We start from the raw sequence: 20,524 nt of genomic DNA, 5'->3' as shown, positions 1-20,524 counted from the left end.
AGGGATATAACATTTGATAAGAAGGAGAAATTAATTACATGAAAGCAACGGGAATAGTAAGAAGAATTGACGACCTAGGCAGAGTTGTTGTTCCTAAAGAAATTAGAAGGGTTTTACGAATTAGAGAAGGAGATCCGTTAGAAATATACACAAACAGCTCAGGAGAAATTATCTTGAAAAAATATTCACCTATCGGTGATATGAGTCAGGTGGCCGCAGAGTTTGCAGAAACGGCTTCTTCCATATTAGGAGGAACCGTAGCAGTATCTGATACAGACCAGTTCATCGCGGCATCCGGCAAACAGAAAAAACAGTTCGATCACGATAAAATCGATACAGAACTGGATCATATCATTCAGAGCAAAGACAAATTCCTCAGCGACAAAAAAGTGGTAGTACCTATTGTCGTCCAGGGAGATGCAATCGGCTCGGTCACCGTCATTTCACCGGGTGAAAAAGCACTGAGCGAAGTAGAACTGAAAGCTGCAGAAATCGGTGCTGATTTTCTTGCAAAGCAATTATACGACTAAACTGTCATTTCCAAATATGTAAGGCGCACTGGATCGTGAACTCACCACCATCCAGCGCGCCTTATTTCGTTTGTAATAAACACTTAAGCATCTATCAGATCATCACAGCTGCTTTTAAGAAAATAAACGTTGTAGGGTTGATCCCTATGATATCCCAGCTTTTCAGCAAGACTTACAGATCTAAGATCGTGGGCATCCCAGCTAGGGTAAAGCCCCCGACTCAGGCACTCCAAAATCAGGCGGCTGCCACAAGCCGAAGCAAAGCCCCGGTTTCTGAACTCTTTATTGGTATCAATTTCAATTTCGATGCCGTCATCGTAAATTGTATAGGAAGACGCGCCGGCTACCACATCTCCGCGGAGTACCGCAGCAAATCCCAGTCCCCGCCGTACATAGTCGTCGCCGTCACGGAACTGCGAACAGAGATCTTTCGCCCAGGGCTTAGTCATAATCTGCTCATAAAGTTCCTGGTCTATGGGCCTAAGCTCATAAGCTGCTGGCAGACTGGCTGCATACTTTTCCAGGATCTCGCAGTCAAACGCTTCCGGCTCCTTTTTGATGGCGTAGCGCTGCGCTTTGATCGCCTCAGCCCCCAGCACTTTTTCGATTACAGGTTCCCAGTTTTCGGTTCTTGGACCCAGTATGGGTGTGTTGGCGCCTTGAATCAGGTTTTCGTCGGGCATCCCGGCAAAAAAACTGAAATCGCCCACGCTGATTCGCGCCGATGCAGGCGGCAGACTGCCATCTGTCTCTACGCTGCCCATGTGTTCCTGCAGGCAGGACCATATCATGGTCTCCTGCCAGCCGTCAAAGAGATAAGCAGCTCCCTTCGTCCGTTCATACCAGGCTGACGCCTTTGTTTCCAGATCTTTGACAAAAGCATCTTTTCCATGGCAGTAGCCTTCTATATCCTCCGGATGCTGGGCAGCAACGTCCTGTTTCAACGTCCCATAGGCCTTCCTCGCTTCGCTGTGAAGTCTGAGATAATCCCGCACCGCCAGATGGCGCAGAACGTCCTTTTTATTTTTCTCCTCAAAAATATGTATTTGATGGGTCCGTTCGTCACCGCCTTTTCGCAGATATCTCCGACCCGGAATACCGAACTCTCCCATATATTCATAACCTATGGCTTCAAACTGGCTCTGCATCCGGTCCACTTTGCTGATATCCCTGACGACAGGCATGATGTCGATGATTGGTTTTGCGCAAAGTCCCGGCACAGAAGTGCTGCCGATGTGATAAATAGCTGCCGCTTCTTCTCCTAAGATCTGTAAAATCAAGTTTTTCTCACGTTCATATATTTCCGGCCACTCTGAATCATATGAAACGACTTTGACGTGCTGTGCCATCGTGCAATCCTCCCTGCTATATCTTAAAATCCTCTGAATTGAAGTTGCTGTAATATCTTCCTTTTTCCGCAGTAAATCGCAGGACACAGTAATCGGGGTCCGTCACGCCTTCCGGATAGTACATGGTATCTCCCTCTCTCCAAATTCTCTCTTTTGCTTCAGCTGTTTCAAGAACTTCCACAGTCCCCACCAGGCTCACTCCCCTGAAAAAGCGTTTATCAACGAAATAAATACTGGCCTTGGGATTTTCTTTAAAGAACTTTACCTTGTTTGAGGACGTGTTGGTCGTAAACCAAAATACTTTGATTTCTTCTCGTTCTCTAGGCGGCAGCATGGCTTTGCTGATCGGGAACCCCTGATCGTCTACATAACTGATGATCGCCATATTGGCTTTGTCAATCAGCTTTCCAATGGTCTGTACCGGATCTCTCATCATTTCTTTTTACCTTCTTTCTTTTCTTCTTTAGCCCTTTTCTTTTCTTCTTTTGCTCTCAGCCTTTCGCAGGTGGTCAGCATTTTCTTTCCTGGCGCATGGTGGTGATCCCAGCAGGCTTCACAGTCCCCATGACGCTGGCAGTGCACTCGTTTGCAGGGGCACTCCTTCCTCTCTTTCATGATATCTCCTTTATTTTATCGCTTCAATCACGTCTAAGTTTTTAATGTTGATCCTCCGGGATTTCTCTATTTTATATCCCGCTTTCTTTAATTCATGGCAGAGAACCATCATAAAGAATCTGTGGCAGACCAGGCTGCAGTCTGTTCCTGCCTCTTCCAGTTCTGCAATGGCAGTTCTTGCTCTCTGCTGGGACATCTTTCTTGTTTCCGGCTGTCTACCGGAGTTGAAAAACCACTGCACCCTTGCAAGAACATTCCAGACCCACACCGCGTGTTTTTTCTCGGTATCTTTATAGGAACGCAAAGGAACTTCGTCAAAGTTTTTGCTTCGGTGCACTTCCTCATCGCCAAAGACCTGCTTTGCGGTGTGGAAGGTACGCTCCAGGCTGCTGATAAAAATCGGTTCCCCTTCAGCTAATATCAATCTTTTTTCGCTGTCTTTTATCGGACTCTCGTCGTATTCCCGGCAGCTTCTGTCATACCCCTTGGAATCCAGTTTTCGGCCCCAGTTATAATCCACTTCTCCATGTCTGATTATCCTAATTCTCATCAATTTCTTCCCTTTTCTATTCTTTATTCTATCATACCATCTTTTTCACTTGACATAAACATCTATATTTTGTAAAATGCAATTAGTCCGAACTCGGACTAATTTAAAATTGGAGTAATACATATGACTACGAATGAAGCATCAAAACAAGTCGCACGCTATTATCACGTCTGGCGTGAAACGAATAGAATTTATTCAGATTGGGCAAAGAAACACGACATCTCTTATAACGCATTGCTCATCCTTTACTCTCTATGGAACGCAAAGCACTATTGTACGCAGAAGATGATCTGTGACCAATGGATGCTGCCGAAGCAGACGGTCAATACGATTCTCAAGGAATTTGAGAAAAAAGAGCTGGTATTCTTCGGTTCCACTCCTTACGACCACAGAAAACGCGGCATCCGTCTCACCGATGCCGGCATTGCATACGCACAAGACGTCATTCCAAAGCTCATGGAACTGGAGACACAGGCGATGGAAAAAATGGGGAAAGACCGGGCGGACGCCCTGATCGAGAACACGGCGCTGTTTATCGACTACTTCAAAGAGGGCATGAACCATGAGTAGAAAAGCCGAATTTTTCTATTATGTGATTCCGTCCGTACTGGCCTTTGCGCTCTCAGGCGTCTACGCCATCGTCGATGGATTTTTCATCGGAAACAGCATCGGCGATGCCGGTCTTGCCGCGATCAATATCGCCTACCCGGTTACTGCACTTCTGCAGGCGCTTGGAACAGGCATCGGCATGGGCGGAGCCGTGCAGTATTCCATCCACAGGGGAAAAGCACAGAATGGAAATCCACAGGATTACTTTAATACCACCATCCTTCTCCTGTTTTCCGTCTGTCTCCTGACGATGGCGCTGCTGACCCTTACGATACATCCCCTCTTAAGCGCTTTTGGCGCCAGAGGAGAACTGCTCACCATGGGAGAGGAATATCTGAGGATCATCGTCCTGGGCGCAGTCTTTCAGATTTTCGGCACCGGATTCATCCCCCTGATCAGAAATATGGGCGGTTCCATGGCTGCCATGTACGCGATGATCGCAGGATTCCTGACTAACATCATATTTGACTATCTGCTGGTATGGGTATTTCCTTACGGTCTTTCAGGTGCGGCAGCAGCCACCATCATTGGTCAGGGCGTGACCATGGCCGTCTGCATCTGCTACTTTATCAAAGTGAGAACAGGATTCTCATTTCCCAGCTTGTCCGCCGCCAAAACAGCGGCAACCAGTATTTTGAGAATTGCCCTTTCCCCTTTTGGGCTCACATTCTCGCCCAATATCATTTTGATATTGATGAACAAGTTTGCGATGCTTTACGGCGGAGAAGATGCTGTAGCCTGTTACGCCGCCATCGCCTATATCACTATGATCATCGTGTTGCTGCTGCAGGGCGTTGGCGACGGCTGCCAGCCTTTGATCAGCCGTTACTATGGGCAAAAGGAATTTGCAGAAGTGCGAGAGACCAAGCGATTGGCTTATGTCACGGCAGGGTTCATCGCCCTCGCCTGCATGATTCTGCTCTTCGCCGTCCGCTCTGATGCAGCAGCTCTCTTCGGCGCATCAGACACTGTTCAGAGAGAAGTAGCAGAAATCCTGCCATATTTCATCGCCGGATTTCTGTTCCTGGCTTTTGTCAGAGTCACCACTTCTGGTTTTTACGCTACGGAGAAAAATAACTTCGCCTATATTCTGGTCTACGCAGAGCCGGTCATGCTGTTTCTGCTCCTCCTGGCCGTTCCAAGATTCTGGGGCATCACCGGCATCTGGGTCTCCGCTCCGCTTTCTCAGATGATCACGGCCGGGATCGCACTAGCCGCAAAAAAATATGACGCTGCGAAATCTCCCTTGACAAACACATATGACAGTTGTAACATGGAATCATAGATATAACAATTGTCATATGGAGGTGAGTCTCTTGAACCTGAAGGTAAACAAGATTTCTGATGCTGAAGCTGAAATCATGCGGGTAGTCTGGGAACATCCCGGCCCTGTCACTTATTCTTATATCCGTACTGTACTGACCCAGCAGAAGAACTGGGAAAGCCCTACCGTCAATACATTGGTCAAAAGACTGGTCAAGAAAGGCGCGTTAATCCAGGAAAAGAGAGAGGTCTATTACTACACCGCCGTCATATCTGAGGAAGAATTCACGAAAGCGAAGACGGAATCCTTCCTCCAAAAGGTTTACGGCGGCAGTGTAAAAGGTCTGATGTCGGCGCTGATCACCTCCGGGAATCTGACTTCAGAAGATCTGGCAGAATTGCACGCACTTTGGGAAGAGGAAGGTAAAAACCATGAATAATCTTTTCACACTCTGCCTCTCACTTTCACTGTCTGGTACCCTGCTCGCTTTCGCTTTGGTTTTATTAAGACCGATCCTCCGTCAATTCAGCAAAAGATGGAACTATTATATCTGGCTGCTTGTTTTGATGCGTATGCTGCTGCCTTTCGGTCCACAAATCAAAGGGGAGCCTATCTTGCAGTCTGTAGGGCAAAATCCGCTGACAGAAGCTGCTGGCCTTAGCCCTCTGAAATATGGAAATGGATTTTCTATCTCAGATCCCGGCGGTCCGATGTCTGCGGTCTCCTTGTCTTCGATGCTGGAAAGTCACATTTTCAGTGCGGCATGGCTGGCCTTTGCCCTGCTTCTGCTCTTGCGCAAACTCTATTTATACGGCCAGGCTGCTTCTGCTATAAGAAGTCAAAGCAAGGAGGCTGCCGAAGGTCCGTTACCCACTGTGCTGCAAAAGGTGAAGGCTGCCATGGGCATCAAAAGAAGTATAACCGTGTGTACGAATTCCTTCATAAAGGCTCCCCTGCTCACAGGATTGGTCAGACCGACGATGGTCCTGCCCGCGCAAGTCTACAGCAATACAGAACTGGAATACATATTTATGCACGAACTGACCCATTACCGCCGCGGCGACCTTTTTTACAAATGGCTGGTCGAAATCACACTATGTCTGCATTGGTTCAATCCTATGGTCTATTGGATCCGGAAACAGGTCAGCCGTCACTGCGAACTGTCCTGTGATGAGGCCGTCATCTCCCGCTTTGATTCGGACAGGCGCAAAAGCTACGGCAACGTCTTGTTAGATGCGGCAGGTTCAGGCATTGAGAACAAAAGAGATCGATTGGCGCTTTCCCTCAATGAGGATGGGAAGCTGCTTGCAGAAAGACTGCGAGCAATCAGTCACTACAAACAGGCGTCCAAGTCTGTCCGTTTTTTGACCCTGACCCTGACTGTGGTTCTGCTCTGTGCAGCCATAGCTGCAGGTATGGCCACCGGCTGTTCCTTAAAGGAGGATGGACAAAGCGCTCCCATGCAGTCCGCTGCTCCTGCCGCAGAGACGATGGTTTTAGAACGTGTGACCATGGAACGCTATGAAGGAGAAGACGGACATCCTTATGTTCACGATGTGAGGACGAATAATACGAAAAAAACAATCATCAGAGTTCAATGTGGAATGCTGGCTTTTGATAAAGAAGGAAATCCCCTGAAGATCGACTGGCGGAGTACAGACAGCCAATCAGATAAGACCTATCTTTGCCTTTCTGAAGATACTTTGATTGAGATTTTGCCAGGTGAAACCTTTGATGAGTTCGGCGGCTGGTCGCTGAATATTTTCGGAACAGATGCTAACGTAGCAAAGATTGCCTACGTGCTCTACTGTGACAAAGAAATCGAATGCAAGGACGGCAGTCTCTGGAAAAACCCTGATTTTGAAAACTGGCGTACATCCTATGAGGGGAAAAAAATAAATGTCAAACTATTAGAAAATTATTATCCCTATGTGCAAGCTGTAGCCTTTTAGAAAGAAAAAAGTCGTTGACCTGATCTTCCCGATCACTGGTCAACGACTTTTATTAACTTACCTTCACGCCACTCTTCTGGTCCTCCAAAATCTGCAGCAGCCTGACCGTGTCGCGCAGCTTATCTGCAGTTCTCACCGTCAGTCTGATAAACGGTTCCTTGCCGCCGTGGACAAAGGCTTTCTGTCCAAAGGCATCATTGACGTTCATCAAAGCATAGCCATTCAGCGGGTTCTTTTCTGCAAAGGTCACGATCACCTTGCCCTGCTGCTCGTGAATTCTAGTGACAGAAAGATCTTCTGCCAGACTCCTGATTCTGGAAATTCTGATCAGATTCAGCGTTTCTCTCGGCACATCGCCAAAACGGTCCATCAGCTCGTCGATCATTTCGTCTTCATCGGCTTCACTTCTGACGCCGGCGATTTTCTTATACATCTGCAGCTTGAGGGTTTCATTCTCGATATACCAATTCGGAATATTGGCGGTTACCATCAGCTCAACAGAAATCTCTTCTTTGTTCTCGTTGACGATTTCACCCTGCAGGGAGCGGATCGCGTCGTCTACCAGCTTACAATACAGTTCATATCCGATGTTCATCATATGGCCGCTCTGTTCACTGCCCAGCAGATTTCCCGCCCCTCTGATTTCCAGATCTCGCATGGCGACTTTGAAACCAGCGCCGAATTCGGTGAACTCTTTGATCGCTTTGAGACGTTTTTCGGCTACCTCGGTGAGGACTTTGTCCTTTTGATACATCAGGTAGGCGTAAGCCATTCTGTTGGAGCGTCCTACACGCCCGCGGAGCTGATAGAGCTGAGAAAGTCCGTATTTGTCGGCGTCGATGATGATCATGGTGTTGGCGTTGGAGATGTCGATGCCGGACTCGATGATGGTCGTGGCCACCAGCACGTTGTTCTCGCCGTTGATGAAGCTGAGCATCACGTCCTCCAGGACGTGTTCGTTCATCTGCCCGTGGCCCACTACCACCCGCGCCTCTGGGACAAGATCCCGGATGGTGTCTGCAATCTTATTGATGCCTCTGACTCTGTTGTACACCACAAAGACCTGGCCGCCCCGGTCCAGTTCTCTGGTGATGATCTCCTTCATCATAGAGTCATCCTGCTCCAAAACGTAGGTCTGTACGGGATACCGTTCTTCCGGCGGTTCCTCGATCAGGCTCATATCTTTGATTCCCGTAAGGGACATGTTCAGAGTCCTCGGGATCGGCGTTGCAGACAGGGTCAGCACATCGACGTTCTTTTTCATCTGTTTGATCTTCTCTTTGTGGGCTACGCCAAAGCGCTGCTCCTCGTCGATGACCAAAAGGCCCAGATCCTTGAACTTCACGTCTTTCGAAAGCAGCCTGTGGGTTCCGATGATCAGATCGATCTGCCCTTTGTTCAGTTCGTCGATGATCTGCTCCTGCTGTTTATCGGAACGGAATCTGGACAGCATTTCCACCTTCAGAGGAAACTGCTCAAATCGTTCCTTCAAAGTGTAGTAGTGCTGATTGGCCAAAATCGTCGTAGGAACCAGAACTGCCGCCTGCTTTCCATCGGCGATACATTTGAAGAGGGCTCTTGCCGCAACTTCGGTCTTACCGAAGCCTACATCACCGCAGAGCAGCCGGTCCATAGCCGCCGGACGCTCCATATCTTCTTTGATTTCTTCAATGGAACGAAGCTGATCGTCGGTCTCCGTATAAGGAAAGGCGTCTTCAAACTCTTTCTGCCAGACGGTGTCTTCACTGAAAGCGTGGCCCTTCTGCATCTTTCGCTGGGCGTAAAGATCAAGCAGTTCTTTTGCCATTTCGGCAATAGCCGCTTTTGCTTTCGCCTTCGTAACCTTCCAGTCTCCGCCGGAAAGCTTATTGACTTTAGGAGACATACCGTCAGAACCGATATACTTCTGGATGATGTCCATCTGTTCCACTGGCACGTAGAGCATATCGTTGCCAGCGTATTTGACTTTCAGATAATCCTTCTTGTCACCCTGGACCGTCAGCTGTTCGATACCCAAAAACTTACCGATGCCGTGATTTTCGTGGACGACGTAGTCTCCCTTGCTCATATCGGCAAAGGACTGGATCTGCTCCGACTTGGTCTTTTTCTTTTTCTTCTTACGTCTGACAGACTTTTGACCGGTGAAGATATCGTTTTCGCTGATATAGCAGATTTTCTCATTAGGAAAATCCATTCCCGCCGATAAAGTCCCCTCATCAAAGATCACTTTCTCTAAAAGGCCGATACGGTCGGCAAATTCTTTTAAATTGTCGATTCTTTCCTTGCTGGAGCAGACAATGTGGATCTGATAACCCTTTTTCGCAAAGCTGGCAAGCTCACTTTCCAACACATCCATGCGTCCGCTGAAGGTGATCATCTGTCTGCTGTGAAGGTTTCTCACTTCTGCCAGGGAGTCCACGCCTTTGATCGCTTTGGGGAAAGGTGTCAGTATGTACACCGATTCCCTGTCGTAGATCTTAAAAAAGTCCTCTTTGCCCGAAACCAGCTCCATATCCTTGGGGATGACCTGGCCCCTCTCCAAAAATACTTTGAAATCGTCCTTGGTCTCCGCACTTCTCGTGTCAAGATATTCACAGATCCGGTCGGGATCATCGACGATGACGATGCCCTTTTCCATGTAATCCCAGAGATACTCTGTCTTTTCATAGAAATAATGGAGATAATTCTCCAAAAGCTGCAGGTTAGACACGTTTCTGATATATTCGCAGAGTTCATCGCGGCGTTTCGTAAGGTTCTCCGCAGCCTCCGTAAAGTCGTCGCCCTTTTTCACAAGCCGCTTCACTTGAGCTGTGTATTCTTTATACAAATTATCCGCCGCATCGTTGAAGATACTCTTGTCCGCCAGCATCTGCTCTGCTGGATACACCTCTATGAACTTGAGATTTTCCACAGAACGCTGGGTATCGATATCGAAGGTCCTGATAGAGTCCACCTCTGTATCGAAGAGCTCCACTCGATACGGATTGTCACTGTCCGGCGTAAAGATATCGATGATGCCCCCTCTGATGGAGAACTGTCCCCTGGTATCGACCAGTTCCATCCTCTCATATCCCAATTTTACGAGAGTCCGCTTCACTTCTTCCGGATCGATGTCATCACCTAAAGTGATTTTCAGCGAAGCGCTTTCAAAGTTTTTGTGCGGCGTGATCTTTTTTACGGCAGCAGAAACAGGCGCTATGACAACGCAATCCTCGTTGGTTCGTAACGCCTTTAATATTTTTAATCTCTCAATTAACTGATCGTGGTTCTTCGCTTCATAACGCAGGAAGACCTGATCTTCTGCCGGAAGCACGTAAATTTCCTTTTGCGAAAAAAAAGAAAGATCCGAAGCTAATTTATTTGCTCTTGCGAAAGTCGCTGTTACAATTAAGCTTTGTCCTTCTTCTTTTACGATATCAGAAATTATCGGCGCTGAGCAGCTTTCGGAAACACCCGAAATATTAATAATTCCCTTTTTATTCATCGTCTTTCTTAGACCTTTTCTTAGTATTGTATTGATTCATGGCTTTATCGATGCCATCTTCAATGATGCATTCTATGGCAAGCACCGCATGGTTCACGGCTTCTTCCAGCACAGGAACTTCTTCTTTGGAAAATCCGCCGATGACGAAGTTGACCAGGTCGCCTTTCTTCTGGCTGCCGATGCCCAGTCGGATTCGTGGAAACCGATCTGACTGCAGCTGGTACACCACAGATTTCATTCCATTATGTGTTCCCGCACTGCCAAACTTTCGGATGCGGAGGGTCCCCGCTTCGATATCGATATCGTCATAGATGACGATCAGATTTTCCGGTTCCAGTTTGTAGAAATTCATCACCTCTCGAATAGACTCTCCACTGAGGTTCATGTAAGTCTGCGGTTTTACAAGCAAGACTTTCTGGCCGGCGATTCTTCCCTCGCCGACCAAAGCCTTGAATTTTAACTTATCAGTCTTTATGTTGTGCTTCTCCGCCAGCTGGTCTATGGTGATGAATCCCATATTATGTCTCGTATTCTCGTATTTCTTGCCGGGATTGCCCAGTCCTGCTATCACATACATAAATTTATTCCTTCTATTTCTATTTATTCATTTTTAATACTAATCAAACAATTTGCTGATTGATCCGTTCGTGAATACTCTTGTCATCGCTTCTGCAAAAATCGGCGCTACAGACAAGAATTTCATCTTGTCGATCTTTTTCTCTTCTGGAATTGGGGTAGTATTGAGAAGAGCCAGTTCTTCAATGGCAGACTTCTCAATTCGTTCTACGGCAGGGCCGGAAAGTACAGGGTGCGTTGCGCAGGCATAGACTGCTGTAGCCCCCAGATCCTTGATTGCATTGGCTGCATTGGTAATCGTACCTGCAGTGTCAATCATATCGTCGATGATGATACAATTCTTGCCTTCAATGTTTCCGATGATGTTCATGATTTCACTCTTATTCGGTTCCGGTCTTCTCTTATCTACAATAGCGATTGGACAATTGAGATATTCTGCCATATTTCTCGCTCTCGTTACACTGCCGTGGTCAGGAGACACGATGACGACATCTTCCAGCGCTTTTTCCTTAAAGTATCTTGCCAGAATCGGCATACCGACCAGATGATCTACAGGAATGTTGAAATATCCCTGAATCTGATTTGCGTGCAGATCCATGGTCACAACTCTGTCTGCTCCAGCCGCAACGATCAGGTCAGCGACCAGCTTTGCTGTGATTGGATCTCTCGCTTTCGCTTTTCTATCCTGTCTTGCATAACCATAGTACGGAATGACTGCGTTGATTCTTCCTGCAGAAGCTCTCTTCATCGCATCGATCATGATGAGCAGTTCCATCAAGTTGTCATTGACCGGATTACAAGTAGGCTGAACGATATATACGTCAATACCTCTTACAGATTCCCAAAGGTTCACGGAAATCTCTCCATCGCTGAATTTTGTCACTGTAGCTTTTCCCAGGGGTTTTCCCATAATTGATGCAATTTCCTCAGCAAGTTCAGTGTGTGAGTTGCCTGTAAATACCTTGTAATCTGAAAATGCGCCATTTTTCATGTCTAGTACACCTCTTCTTTCTTCGCTTGTTCATTGTTTGAATTATTTCTTGTTGTAAAGTCCTCTTTTTGCTGCCCAACCCTCAATATTCTTTTGTTTTGCTCTCGCTACACACAGCGCGTCTTCTGGAACATCTTTCGTCACCGTGCTTCCCGCTGCTATATATGCACCGTCTTCAACCTTTACTGGAGATACCAGATTCGTGTTGCATCCGATAAAAGCTCCATCCCCTACAGTTGAACGATGTTTCTGGCTGCCGTCGTAATTGACAAATACGACGCCGCAGCCTATATTGACATCCCTGCCCACGTCTGAATCCCCAATGTAGGTCAAATGAGATGCTTTTGAACCGTCCCCAAAGGACGAATTCTTCACTTCCACAAAATCCCCCACTTTGCATTCCTTTCCGATAATACTCTTTGGTCTCAGGTATGCAAAAGGTCCGACCTTGCTCTTTGCTCCGACCTGGCTCTCAAGCACAACAGACGTTTGAATTTCCACATCATCTTCTATCTTTGCATCTTTGATCCTGCTGTTTTGCAGAATCCGGCAATTCTCTCCGATGGCAGTATCGCCTTCTATTGTTACGCAGGGACCGATCAGTGTTCCTCTGCCAATCGTCACACCTTCATCGATATAAGCGGTATTGATATCCACAAAGTCAACCCCGTTTTCCAGATGCTTGATGGCTATTTCTAATCGCTTTTGTTCTTTTTCTTTGTATTGATTAAAATCCATATGCCCTCTCCATTATTCTGAAATAATCAGTTCGCCGACTTTGTAAATATCGCCTGCGCCCATGGTGATGACCAGGTCATCCTTTTCTGCATTTTTCTTTACATAATTGGCGATTTCTTCAAAAGTGTCCATATAGTAGACTTTCTTATCAGGATGTACCCTTTTAATTTCTTCCGCCAGCTCCTTGGAAGAAATTTTATAGATATTCTTTTCTCTTGCCGCATATATTTCAGCTAAGATCAAAATGTCCGCTTCTGCAAACGCTTCTGCAAAGTCATCAAAAAGCGCCAGCGTTCTCGTATAGGTATGCGGCTGGAAGAGACACCAAAGTCTGTTGTGCGGAATATTGTGGGCGGCAGAAAGGGTCGCTTTGATCTCTGTCGGATGATGGGCGTAGTCGTCAACCAGCTTTACGCCGTCACTTGTAGTTCCCACGATGTCAAATCTCCGCTGCGTGCCTTTGAACTTGTCCAGTGTGTCAATGATGACCGCAGGCGCAACACCCAGCTGATGACAACAGGCAAAAGCGCCTACTGCGTTGAGAATATTATGTTCTCCCGGCACCGAAAGCTGCACTTTTCCCAAATGTTCTCCCTGGTAATTCACATCAAAAACAGGCATTCCATTTCCATCAAATGCCACATTGGTGATATAATAGGTACAGTTTTCGTTATATCCATAGGTAATTGCACCAGGTATGTCCTTGATGACCTGATTGACAAAAGGATTTGCATCATAGGCGATGATTTTTCCATCCTCAGGCACAATCTTTGCAAATTTATCAAAGGAACTTACGATATGTTCAATATCCTTGAAATAATCCAGGTGGTCAGAGTCGATATTAAGTATTACCTCAATTTTCGGCCTCAGCTGCAGAAAACTGTCTCTGTATTCACAGGCTTCAGTAACAAAATACTTGCTGTGACCCACCTTTACATTTCCGCCAATTTCTGCCAGGTTACCGCCTACCAAAATGGTTGGTTCCAGCTTTGCCTGCTCTAAAATTAAAGAAACCATAGAAGTGGTTGTAGTCTTCCCATGGGTTCCGCTGATTGCAATACTGTTTTCAAAGTCGTCCATCAGTACCCCCAGGATTTCAGCCCGGCCCGCCAAAGGGATATTCTTTTCCCTGGCTCTGATGATTTCAGGATTTTCTTCTGCAATGGCTGCAGAATATACAATCAAGTCTGCGTTTTCTACATTTTCCGCTCTATGGCCTATATAAATTTTTACTCCATGTTTTTCTAAATTATCTGTAATATCTGATCGTTTCATATCTGACCCGGAAACGTGGCATCCTCGCGAAATCAAAATTTCTGCTATGGCAGAAAGACCGATTCCTCCAATACCGATACAGTGTATATTTTTATATTCAGATAAATTAATCATCAACCTAATCCTCCAGATCCAATTTTTATTCTTATAGCATAGGAACTATCGTCTGCAGGACATATTTCCCTATGTTTCAAAGAAGGTACATTAATTGTTGCCGCCCCCGTGGCGGCATGAGTGCATAGGAAACTTTGGTTCCGTCATGCGTTCTTTCTTTATTGTTTCACAAACTTTCCATTATAATACATAATAGTATAAATCCACCGCAATGGTTCCTGATTTGCGGTGAAATTGTTAAATACAAACATCATTCTGCCATAAACCCCGCTCGATGGCAAGAGCATTATTACACGACTCCACGGCAAACGCATGAAGCCCTAAGATATACCCCTTCGCTTTAAATCCGGCAAAAGTGCCTGAATCGATTATCATGATTCAATGTCGCTTACCTTACAGCAAGGTCTTTATAATCATACGGCAATATTATACCATGAATATTCCTCTGAAAATAGAATCGAAATTCATGATTCAATAAACGCTTCCTTGCAGCAACGTATTGCTTCGCAATACTCCTACGCTCGCACGGCTCGCTTCGCTGTCCGTTTTGCCATTCCGACTAAAGTCGGGGCAAAAAGGCGAGGCTGTGAGAACGTTGCGTTTATTATAACACGAACATTCCATTGCGATTCAAATCGCGGTTCGTGTTTCAATGATTCTTTCCTTGCGACGCAGTCGTTAAGATTAACGGAATCATTATAACATATTTCCATTAAATTTGCCTACCATTTGACAAAAAATAAAAAAAGAAATAATATGTACATAGGAAACTGGAGGTGGCAGAATATGAAAAGAACAGAACGTGTTGGAGCAATCATCAAAACTCTGACAGATACGCCTAACAAATTATACCCGCTGCAATACTTTTGCGATGCTTTTGATGTTGCAAAATCCAGCATCAGTGAAGATATCAACATAGCCGATACGGCTGTACGTTTTACAGGAACAGGCTATATAGAAACAATTTCCGGTGCAAAGGGCGGCGTCAGGTTCAGTCCCGATATTACTCCCGAACAGCTTTTGGTTTTGCAAGAGGAATTCTGCAGCCGCATTAAAGACAGCAGTCGTATCTTGGGCGGAGGATTTCTTTATACTTCCGACATCATGTTCGATACCCACCTTATGAATCGATTGGCAACAGTCTTTGCTAAGAAATTTAAAGAAAAAGAGGCCGATTACGTGGCTACGGTGGAAACAAAGGGTATTTCCCTCGCTTCTATGGTCGCACGCCAATTAAATCTTCCTCTGATTATCATCAGACGAGAAGCAAAAGTCTCAGAAGGTTCTACGGTCAGTATCAATTACTTTTCCGGCTCTTACGACCGAGTGCAAAAAATGTCCATATCCAAAAGAGCTGTAGTCCCAGGATCAAAAGCCATTATCATAGACGATTTTATGCGAGGGGGCGGCAGTACCAAAGGGATTTCTGATATTTTGTCCGAATTCGAAGTTACTGTTGTCGGCACTGGCATCGCCATCGCCAGCATGTTGCCAGAAAAAAAGAAAATAGATGATTATACGGCCATTGTCTTCCTAGGCGACGTAGATGAAGAGCAAAAAACCATTGAAGTCATTCCGAATTATCAGATATTTTAGTTATTAGTATTGCCAAATTTTGTTAAATGATGTATAATATCTCTATCTATAGTAGGAGAAGGCAAGAAAGGTGGTCAAGTATGAACATAACTGATGTAAGAATCCGTAAAATCAATGATGAAGGTAAAATGAAAGCCGTAGTATCAATTACTTTTGATGATGAATTTGTAGTACATGATATCAAGATAATTGAAGGCCAGAACGGTCTTTTTATTGCCATGCCTAGCAGAAAAATGGGAGAAGGTGACTTCAGAGACATTGCTCACCCACTTCTGTCTGAAACCCGAAATAAGATCAAAGAAGCGATCTTTGCAGAATACGAAAAGGTTCTGGCAGAAAAGGATGCAGAAGCGCCAGAAGAATAGAATACGAATATTTCTGATCTCCAGTCATTTCATGGCTGGAGATGTTTTTTATAAGAAAAATCACCATTTCTATGTCATACAAAATAATACAGGCAGACAAGCTTTTTACTTCAGCTCGTCTGCCTGTATTGCCTGGCACCTATGTCTTAACTTGTCACTTAGAAGCCGTTATTCTTCTGACACACTCCGAAGTCCGACTACATCCTCTACAGGCAGTGTCAGTACCGCAGTATTGGCTTCTGTCTTCATGCCGGCATATTGATTAATGGCATTGACCAATTCATCTTTATTTTTTCTCTTTGTGACGATATAGACCAATTCCATCTCACTGGCGATGGAAATACCAAAGAATTTAGCAGAAAAATCATCTCCAATTCCCTTCCCATGAACCACTGTGCCGCCTTTCACATCAACTTTTCTGGCGGCATCCATGACCATTTCGGCATAACCGCCACGCGTAATCGCTATTACAAGTGCATACTGTGCATCATTTACACCATTGTCCATTTCATTCACCTCATTGCAACATTTTTCCTGACCTTCAAGCAGGTAGTTCATACCGGACTCATCGCCGATACCATCAATGGGAATAGAAACAGCAATCCCGTTTCCCACCATGTTAATTCCCATATCGCTGACAAAGCCTTTCATCAATTTAGCTTTGGTTTCATGATTTACGATAGCCTGCAGCATTATTTTTTCGGTCTGCTCTACACCCAGAAGATCAAGCATTTTCTCCTGCGCCGTACCATTACATAGTTCAGCAAAGGAACAGCATACATGATTGTCGTGAAAATAGTTAAAATATAGTTCGCCTAATTCACGACGTATAATGGTAATTAAAAAATACAAACGATTCAATCCTCTATCTCCCTCTTTTCGTGATTATTGTCCATGATCAATGCAGATTCTCCAGCGTGTTCTTCACCTGGCTTGGTTTTCATTTTGAAATAAAGTCCAAGAATTTGTATGGTAATCAGTGGTGTCATGGCAACCATTGCAACGACGCCAAAAGCGTCTGTCGTTACATCTCCCCCCAATGCGCTGCATGCTCCCATGGCCAGCGGCAATAGGAATGTGGCCGTCATTGGACCGCTGGCTACGCCGCCAGAGTCGAAAGCGATGGCCGTAAAGATTGGAGGAGTAAAAAATGTCAGCACTGCCGCAATCAGATATCCCGGCACTAATAGATACATAATCGGCATTCCAACTACAATTCGCATCATTGCCAGCGCGACAGAAATGGCCACGCCAATGGATAGGCTAGTGCTCAAAGCTTTTGCGGGGATTGCTCCCGCAGTGATATCAAATACTTGTTTATTCAGCACGTGAACCGCAGGTTCTGCCGCTACGATAAAGTAACCGATCAGCGCACCGATTGGAATTAAGACCCCTGGATGCGCCAAAGAACCAAGCTGCTGGCCGAGATAATTTCCTGCCGGCATAAATCCTACATTTACACCAGTTAAGAACAAGACCAACCCGATATAAGTGTATCCCACGCCTACGATGATGTGTATCAGCTGATGTTTTGAAAGCTTTAGCTTCCAGGCTTGCAGGCCAAGGAAAAATACGACCATCGGAAATAAGGCGATTCCTACTTCCTCAAAATATCTGGGCAGAGCGCTGATGAACAGTTTCCAAAGTTCTACGGAGTTAGATACATCCGGCATGTTTACTGCTGACTGCACAGCAGACTCTGGATTGTACAGTATCCCCAAAATCATGACTGCAACAATAGGTCCGATAGAGCAGAGTGCAACAAGACCGAAACTGTCATTGGTCGCATCTTTGTCACTTCTGATGGAAGCAACGCCGACACCCAACGCCATGATAAAAGGTACCGTCATCGGCCCCGTCGTTACACCGCCAGAGTCAAAGGCCACTGCCAGAAAATCCAGAGGAACGAACTGTGCCAATATAAAAACGATCAGATAAAACCCAATTAACAGGTACGCCAACTTTATCTTTAAAAGGATACGCAAGAGCGATATTACAAGGAAAATACCTACACCTACCGCTACTGCCAAGATCAGCACCATATTAGGAACGTTGGGTACTTGTTCAGCCAGAACCTGAAGATCAGGTTCTGATACGGTAATAATTGTTCCAACTAAGAAACAAACTAAAACAATCAAAAATATACTTTTAGATTTTGTGATGGCAGACCCTACGTGATGCCCTATCGGCGTCATGCCCAGGTCAGTACCCAGCGTAAAGAGCCCCATTCCCAAAATGAGAAAAACCGCTCCAATGACGAAGGCCATCAAGATACTATTAGGTACTGGAATCAGACTAAAACATAGAAGAAAAACGATAACGGTGATTGGAAGAACAGATGTGAGAGATTCTCGGACTTTCTCAACGAGAATCGTTCTGTTCTGTTTTAATAGATTTAATTTTTTTCTATCCAGACAATATACCCCCTTAATGGTTCTGCCCCAAATCTATGATTTGGCTAGGCAGATCTTATGCTTTAGCGCCCCACAAGTGATAACAAGTGGCCAGGCGCTAATCGTATATATTAAGTATACTATCTGGAAAAAATCAGTTCAACCAAAAGTTTTCTCAAATTTCAGTCTGATACGCGTATTTATGAAATTAAGACTAAAGTATTAATCCTTTCATTCTGCTTCCACGACTCGAATGATATTTGTATTACCAGGTACGTCTACCGGCAAACCAGCACTGATAACAACCTTGTCGCCAGTTTTAATAAGTCCCGCCCTAATCGCTTTTCTTGCACAATGACTGAACAAATCTTCAATATCAAATCTATAGTTGGCAATAATTGGACATACCCCCCAGATTAAGGATAATTGATGGTAGGTCTTCTCATATGGCGTAGCCCCGATTACCATGATATCAGGATGGAATTTAGACATTCTCCTTGCGGTATATCCGGTCTTGGTGATCGCCATGATAGCGCCTGCCTGTATATCTTTCGCCAAAGTACAGGCGGCGTGGCCTACAGCGTTAGTCACGTCCATGACATCCATTTCATGCCAGATCATTTCTTTTCTCGGCATGTCCTCTTCCGCCTGCTTTGCTATCTTTGCCATGGTAGACACCGCTTCTACCGGATACTTCCCTGCAGCCGTCTCGCCAGACAGCATCACTGCAGAGGTTCCATCAAAAACGGCGTTGGCAACGTCGGTAATCTCCGCCCTCGTCGGCATGGGGCTAGTAATCATAGATTCCAGCATCTGTGTTGCAGTTATGACTATTTTACCTGACTGAACGCATCTTTTAATAAACCTTTTTTGTATGCCTGGCAACTTCTCGTAAGCCACCTCTACACCCATATCACCTCTAGCGACCATAATACCGTCAGCAATCTGTAAAATTTCTTCAAAATTTTCGATTCCCTGCGTGCTCTCAATTTTGGCTATGACCCCGATCTCCTGACCGCCGTTTTCATCCAGCAATGTTCTGATGGTCATTACGTCTTTAGCTGATCGAACGAAGGAAGCTGCAATATAGTCAACATCCTGCGCAATGCCGAACAGAATATCTTCCCGGTCTTGTTCGCTCATATATTTCATATTGAGGTTCACGTTGGGCAGATTGATGCCTTTGTGATTGCTGATTTTGCCGCCGTGTATTACCAATCCTTTTACGTCAGTGTCTGTAGTTTCTTCTACTTTAATGACGATCTTTCCATCATTGATTAAAACCAGATTGCCCACATTTACTTCTTTTGGGAAATCCTTGTACGTCACAGAGACGATTTCTTTCGTACCCATGATTTCTCTAGTCGTAATGGTGAAACGCTGCCCATGCTCCAGCACTTCTTGTCCATTTTTAAAGTCTTTGATGCGGATTTCCGGTCCTCTGGTATCGAGTAAAACTGCTGCCGGAACCCCCAATTCATCTCTTACACTTCTAAAAGTCTCTATTGTCTCTTTGTGGTCTTTATGGGTGCCGTGGGAGAAATTTACTCGTGCTACATTCATTCCCGCCTGAAGCATTTTTTTGAGAGTCTCCCTCTCTTTAGATGCCGGTCCAATCGTACAGACAATCTTCGTTTTTCTCATTTTCTTCACCTCGTAAGCCTAGTTTTCCTATTATTATACCATGTGCATTCCTCTGATTTTAAAATCGCAGCACATGATTCAATGAACGTTTCCTTGCAGCGAAGCTGTAGGATCAATGCGTTCATTATATCATGAATATTCCCTTCAGAATAGAATTGAAATTCATGGTTCAATGGTTCCTTCCTTGCCGCAACGCCGTTAGACCCTGGAACCATTATAACATGTGCATTCCACTGAAAATTGAATCGCAGCACATGATTCAATGGTTCCTTCCTTGCCTCAACGATATTAGATTGTGGAACCATTATAACATGTGCATTCCACTGAAAATCGAATCGCAGCACATGATTCAATGGTTCCTTCCTTGCCTCAACGATATTAGATTGTGGAACCATTATAACATGTGCATTCCACTGAAAATCGAATCGCAGCACATGATTCAATGGTTCCTTCCTTGCCTCAACGATATTAGATTGTGG

19 protein-coding genes are annotated in these 20,524 nt (G+C 45.3%); 7 read left to right on the top strand and 12 right to left on the bottom strand.

Annotation, left to right across the window (positions count from 1 at the left end):
* Positions 1 to 38: 38 nt before the first annotated feature.
* Positions 39 to 530 (top strand): stage V sporulation T C-terminal domain-containing protein, encoded by a 492-nt coding sequence (locus tag BN6539_RS17200; RefSeq protein ID WP_067541267.1) that lies wholly within the window; start codon positions 39 to 41, stop codon positions 528 to 530.
* An 83-nt stretch (positions 531 to 613) separates the two neighbouring features.
* On the opposite strand, the gene BN6539_RS23250 is transcribed toward BN6539_RS17200, so the two are convergent.
* From BN6539_RS23250 to BN6539_RS17180, 4 genes are read right to left on the bottom strand one after another with little or no spacing between them, the layout of a single operon-like run.
* Entirely contained in the window at positions 614 to 1,879 is a 1,266-nt protein-coding gene (locus BN6539_RS23250) for a GNAT family N-acetyltransferase (RefSeq protein WP_074038138.1), read from the bottom strand.
* 16 nt (positions 1,880 to 1,895) lie between these two features.
* Positions 1,896 to 2,315: a pyridoxamine 5'-phosphate oxidase family protein gene (locus tag BN6539_RS17190; RefSeq protein WP_197492892.1), complete on the bottom strand. Its 420-nt coding sequence runs from the start codon at positions 2,313 to 2,315 to the stop codon at positions 1,896 to 1,898.
* Positions 2,312 to 2,494: a hypothetical protein gene (locus BN6539_RS17185; protein ID WP_067541265.1), complete on the bottom strand. Its 183-nt coding sequence runs from the start codon at positions 2,492 to 2,494 to the stop codon at positions 2,312 to 2,314. Before BN6539_RS17185 ends, BN6539_RS17190 begins: the two co-directional genes overlap by 4 nt.
* A gap of 10 nt (positions 2,495 to 2,504) precedes the next feature.
* Positions 2,505 to 3,044, bottom strand: coding sequence for a histidine phosphatase family protein (locus BN6539_RS17180; protein WP_067541263.1), 540 nt, complete (start codon positions 3,042 to 3,044; stop codon positions 2,505 to 2,507).
* A gap of 123 nt (positions 3,045 to 3,167) precedes the next feature.
* Here BN6539_RS17180 and BN6539_RS17175 point away from each other — a divergent pair, with 123 nt between their 5' ends.
* Genes BN6539_RS17175 through BN6539_RS17160 form a run of 4 tightly spaced genes read left to right on the top strand, consistent with a single transcriptional unit; the run spans position 3,168 to position 6,869 of the window.
* Positions 3,168 to 3,614 carry a MarR family winged helix-turn-helix transcriptional regulator gene (locus BN6539_RS17175; protein WP_067541261.1) on the top strand — a complete coding sequence of 149 codons (447 nt, stop codon included), beginning with the start codon at positions 3,168 to 3,170 and terminating at the stop codon, positions 3,612 to 3,614.
* Positions 3,607 to 4,938: an MATE family efflux transporter gene (locus BN6539_RS17170; protein ID WP_067541259.1), complete on the top strand. Its 1,332-nt coding sequence runs from the start codon at positions 3,607 to 3,609 to the stop codon at positions 4,936 to 4,938. The genes BN6539_RS17175 and BN6539_RS17170 overlap by 8 nt, the downstream gene beginning before the upstream one ends.
* Positions 4,939 to 4,969: 31 nt before the next feature.
* Positions 4,970 to 5,356, top strand: coding sequence for a BlaI/MecI/CopY family transcriptional regulator (locus BN6539_RS17165; RefSeq protein WP_067541257.1), 387 nt, complete (start codon positions 4,970 to 4,972; stop codon positions 5,354 to 5,356).
* The gene (locus tag BN6539_RS17160) at positions 5,349 to 6,869 is read left to right on the top strand and encodes a M56 family metallopeptidase (protein ID WP_067541255.1); all 1,521 of its coding nucleotides are present in this window, start codon (positions 5,349 to 5,351) and stop codon (positions 6,867 to 6,869) included. The genes BN6539_RS17165 and BN6539_RS17160 overlap by 8 nt, the downstream gene beginning before the upstream one ends.
* 52 nt (positions 6,870 to 6,921) lie before the next feature.
* Here BN6539_RS17160 and mfd read toward each other — a convergent pair whose 3' ends face one another.
* Genes mfd through murC form a run of 5 tightly spaced genes read right to left on the bottom strand, consistent with a single transcriptional unit; the run spans position 6,922 to position 14,047 of the window.
* Positions 6,922 to 10,353 carry a transcription-repair coupling factor gene (mfd, locus tag BN6539_RS17155; RefSeq protein WP_067541253.1) on the bottom strand — a complete coding sequence of 1,144 codons (3,432 nt, stop codon included), beginning with the start codon at positions 10,351 to 10,353 and terminating at the stop codon, positions 6,922 to 6,924.
* The gene (gene pth / locus BN6539_RS17150) at positions 10,346 to 10,930 is read right to left on the bottom strand and encodes an aminoacyl-tRNA hydrolase (RefSeq protein ID WP_067541251.1); all 585 of its coding nucleotides are present in this window, start codon (positions 10,928 to 10,930) and stop codon (positions 10,346 to 10,348) included. Before pth ends, mfd begins: the two co-directional genes overlap by 8 nt.
* Before the next feature lie 39 nt (positions 10,931 to 10,969).
* The gene (locus BN6539_RS17145) at positions 10,970 to 11,920 is read right to left on the bottom strand and encodes a ribose-phosphate diphosphokinase (protein ID WP_067541249.1); all 951 of its coding nucleotides are present in this window, start codon (positions 11,918 to 11,920) and stop codon (positions 10,970 to 10,972) included.
* Positions 11,921 to 11,962: 42 nt separating this feature from the next.
* Positions 11,963 to 12,658 carry a hypothetical protein gene (locus BN6539_RS17140; protein ID WP_067541247.1) on the bottom strand — a complete coding sequence of 232 codons (696 nt, stop codon included), beginning with the start codon at positions 12,656 to 12,658 and terminating at the stop codon, positions 11,963 to 11,965.
* A 12-nt stretch (positions 12,659 to 12,670) separates the two neighbouring features.
* Entirely contained in the window at positions 12,671 to 14,047 is a 1,377-nt protein-coding gene (gene murC / locus BN6539_RS17135) for a UDP-N-acetylmuramate--L-alanine ligase (RefSeq protein WP_082907585.1), read from the bottom strand.
* Between the two features lie 786 nt (positions 14,048 to 14,833).
* On the opposite strand from murC, the gene purR reads away from it, so the two are divergent.
* Entirely contained in the window at positions 14,834 to 15,643 is an 810-nt protein-coding gene (purR, locus tag BN6539_RS17130; protein WP_067541243.1) for a pur operon repressor, read from the top strand.
* Between the two features lie 80 nt (positions 15,644 to 15,723).
* A complete protein-coding gene (gene spoVG / locus BN6539_RS17125; protein WP_067541241.1) occupies positions 15,724 to 16,008 on the top strand; it encodes a septation regulator SpoVG in 285 nt (94 codons plus the stop codon).
* Positions 16,009 to 16,176: 168 nt separating this feature from the next.
* Here the strand turns inward: spoVG and BN6539_RS17120 are convergent, their stop codons facing one another.
* The 3 genes from BN6539_RS17120 to pyk form a co-directional block, all read right to left on the bottom strand.
* Positions 16,177 to 16,869 (bottom strand): P-II family nitrogen regulator, encoded by a 693-nt coding sequence (locus BN6539_RS17120; RefSeq protein ID WP_147363144.1) that lies wholly within the window; start codon positions 16,867 to 16,869, stop codon positions 16,177 to 16,179.
* On the bottom strand, positions 16,866 to 18,326 hold the full coding sequence (locus tag BN6539_RS17115; protein ID WP_227142706.1) for a DUF1538 domain-containing protein: 1,461 nt from the start codon (positions 18,324 to 18,326) through the stop codon (positions 16,866 to 16,868). Before BN6539_RS17115 ends, BN6539_RS17120 begins: the two co-directional genes overlap by 4 nt.
* 306 nt (positions 18,327 to 18,632) lie before the next feature.
* Positions 18,633 to 20,045 carry a pyruvate kinase gene (pyk, locus tag BN6539_RS17110; protein ID WP_067541235.1) on the bottom strand — a complete coding sequence of 471 codons (1,413 nt, stop codon included), beginning with the start codon at positions 20,043 to 20,045 and terminating at the stop codon, positions 18,633 to 18,635.
* Between the last annotated feature and the right edge of the window lie 479 nt (positions 20,046 to 20,524).

It is taken from the genome of Emergencia timonensis (assembly GCF_900086585.1).
Taxonomy (GTDB): domain Bacteria; phylum Bacillota; class Clostridia; order Peptostreptococcales; family Anaerovoracaceae; genus Senimuribacter; species Senimuribacter timonensis.
The sequence above is the reverse complement of the archived record's forward strand: the minus strand, read 5'-3'. Positions and strand labels throughout refer to the sequence as shown.

What these genes read in the sequence shown, in the direction of transcription:
- BN6539_RS17145 (WP_067541249.1), bottom strand. Translation starts at nt 11,920, where the DNA reads ATGAAAAATGGCGCATTTTCAGATTACAAGGTATTTACAGGCAACTCA.
- BN6539_RS17180 (WP_067541263.1), bottom strand. Translation starts at nt 3,044, where the DNA reads ATGAGAATTAGGATAATCAGACATGGAGAAGTGGATTATAACTGGGGC.
- BN6539_RS23250 (WP_074038138.1), bottom strand. Translation starts at nt 1,879, where the DNA reads ATGGCACAGCACGTCAAAGTCGTTTCATATGATTCAGAGTGGCCGGAA.
- mfd (WP_067541253.1), bottom strand. Translation starts at nt 10,353, where the DNA reads ATGAATAAAAAGGGAATTATTAATATTTCGGGTGTTTCCGAAAGCTGC.
- BN6539_RS17185 (WP_067541265.1), bottom strand. Translation starts at nt 2,494, where the DNA reads ATGAAAGAGAGGAAGGAGTGCCCCTGCAAACGAGTGCACTGCCAGCGT.
- BN6539_RS17140 (WP_067541247.1), bottom strand. Translation starts at nt 12,658, where the DNA reads ATGGATTTTAATCAATACAAAGAAAAAGAACAAAAGCGATTAGAAATA.
- BN6539_RS17175 (WP_067541261.1), top strand. Translation starts at nt 3,168, where the DNA reads ATGACTACGAATGAAGCATCAAAACAAGTCGCACGCTATTATCACGTC.
- BN6539_RS17190 (WP_197492892.1), bottom strand. Translation starts at nt 2,315, where the DNA reads ATGATGAGAGATCCGGTACAGACCATTGGAAAGCTGATTGACAAAGCC.
- BN6539_RS17200 (WP_067541267.1), top strand. Translation starts at nt 39, where the DNA reads ATGAAAGCAACGGGAATAGTAAGAAGAATTGACGACCTAGGCAGAGTT.
- pyk (WP_067541235.1), bottom strand. Translation starts at nt 20,045, where the DNA reads ATGAGAAAAACGAAGATTGTCTGTACGATTGGACCGGCATCTAAAGAG.
- purR (WP_067541243.1), top strand. Translation starts at nt 14,834, where the DNA reads ATGAAAAGAACAGAACGTGTTGGAGCAATCATCAAAACTCTGACAGAT.
- BN6539_RS17160 (WP_067541255.1), top strand. Translation starts at nt 5,349, where the DNA reads ATGAATAATCTTTTCACACTCTGCCTCTCACTTTCACTGTCTGGTACC.
- murC (WP_082907585.1), bottom strand. Translation starts at nt 14,047, where the DNA reads ATGATTAATTTATCTGAATATAAAAATATACACTGTATCGGTATTGGA.
- BN6539_RS17170 (WP_067541259.1), top strand. Translation starts at nt 3,607, where the DNA reads ATGAGTAGAAAAGCCGAATTTTTCTATTATGTGATTCCGTCCGTACTG.
- pth (WP_067541251.1), bottom strand. Translation starts at nt 10,930, where the DNA reads ATGTATGTGATAGCAGGACTGGGCAATCCCGGCAAGAAATACGAGAAT.
- spoVG (WP_067541241.1), top strand. Translation starts at nt 15,724, where the DNA reads ATGAACATAACTGATGTAAGAATCCGTAAAATCAATGATGAAGGTAAA.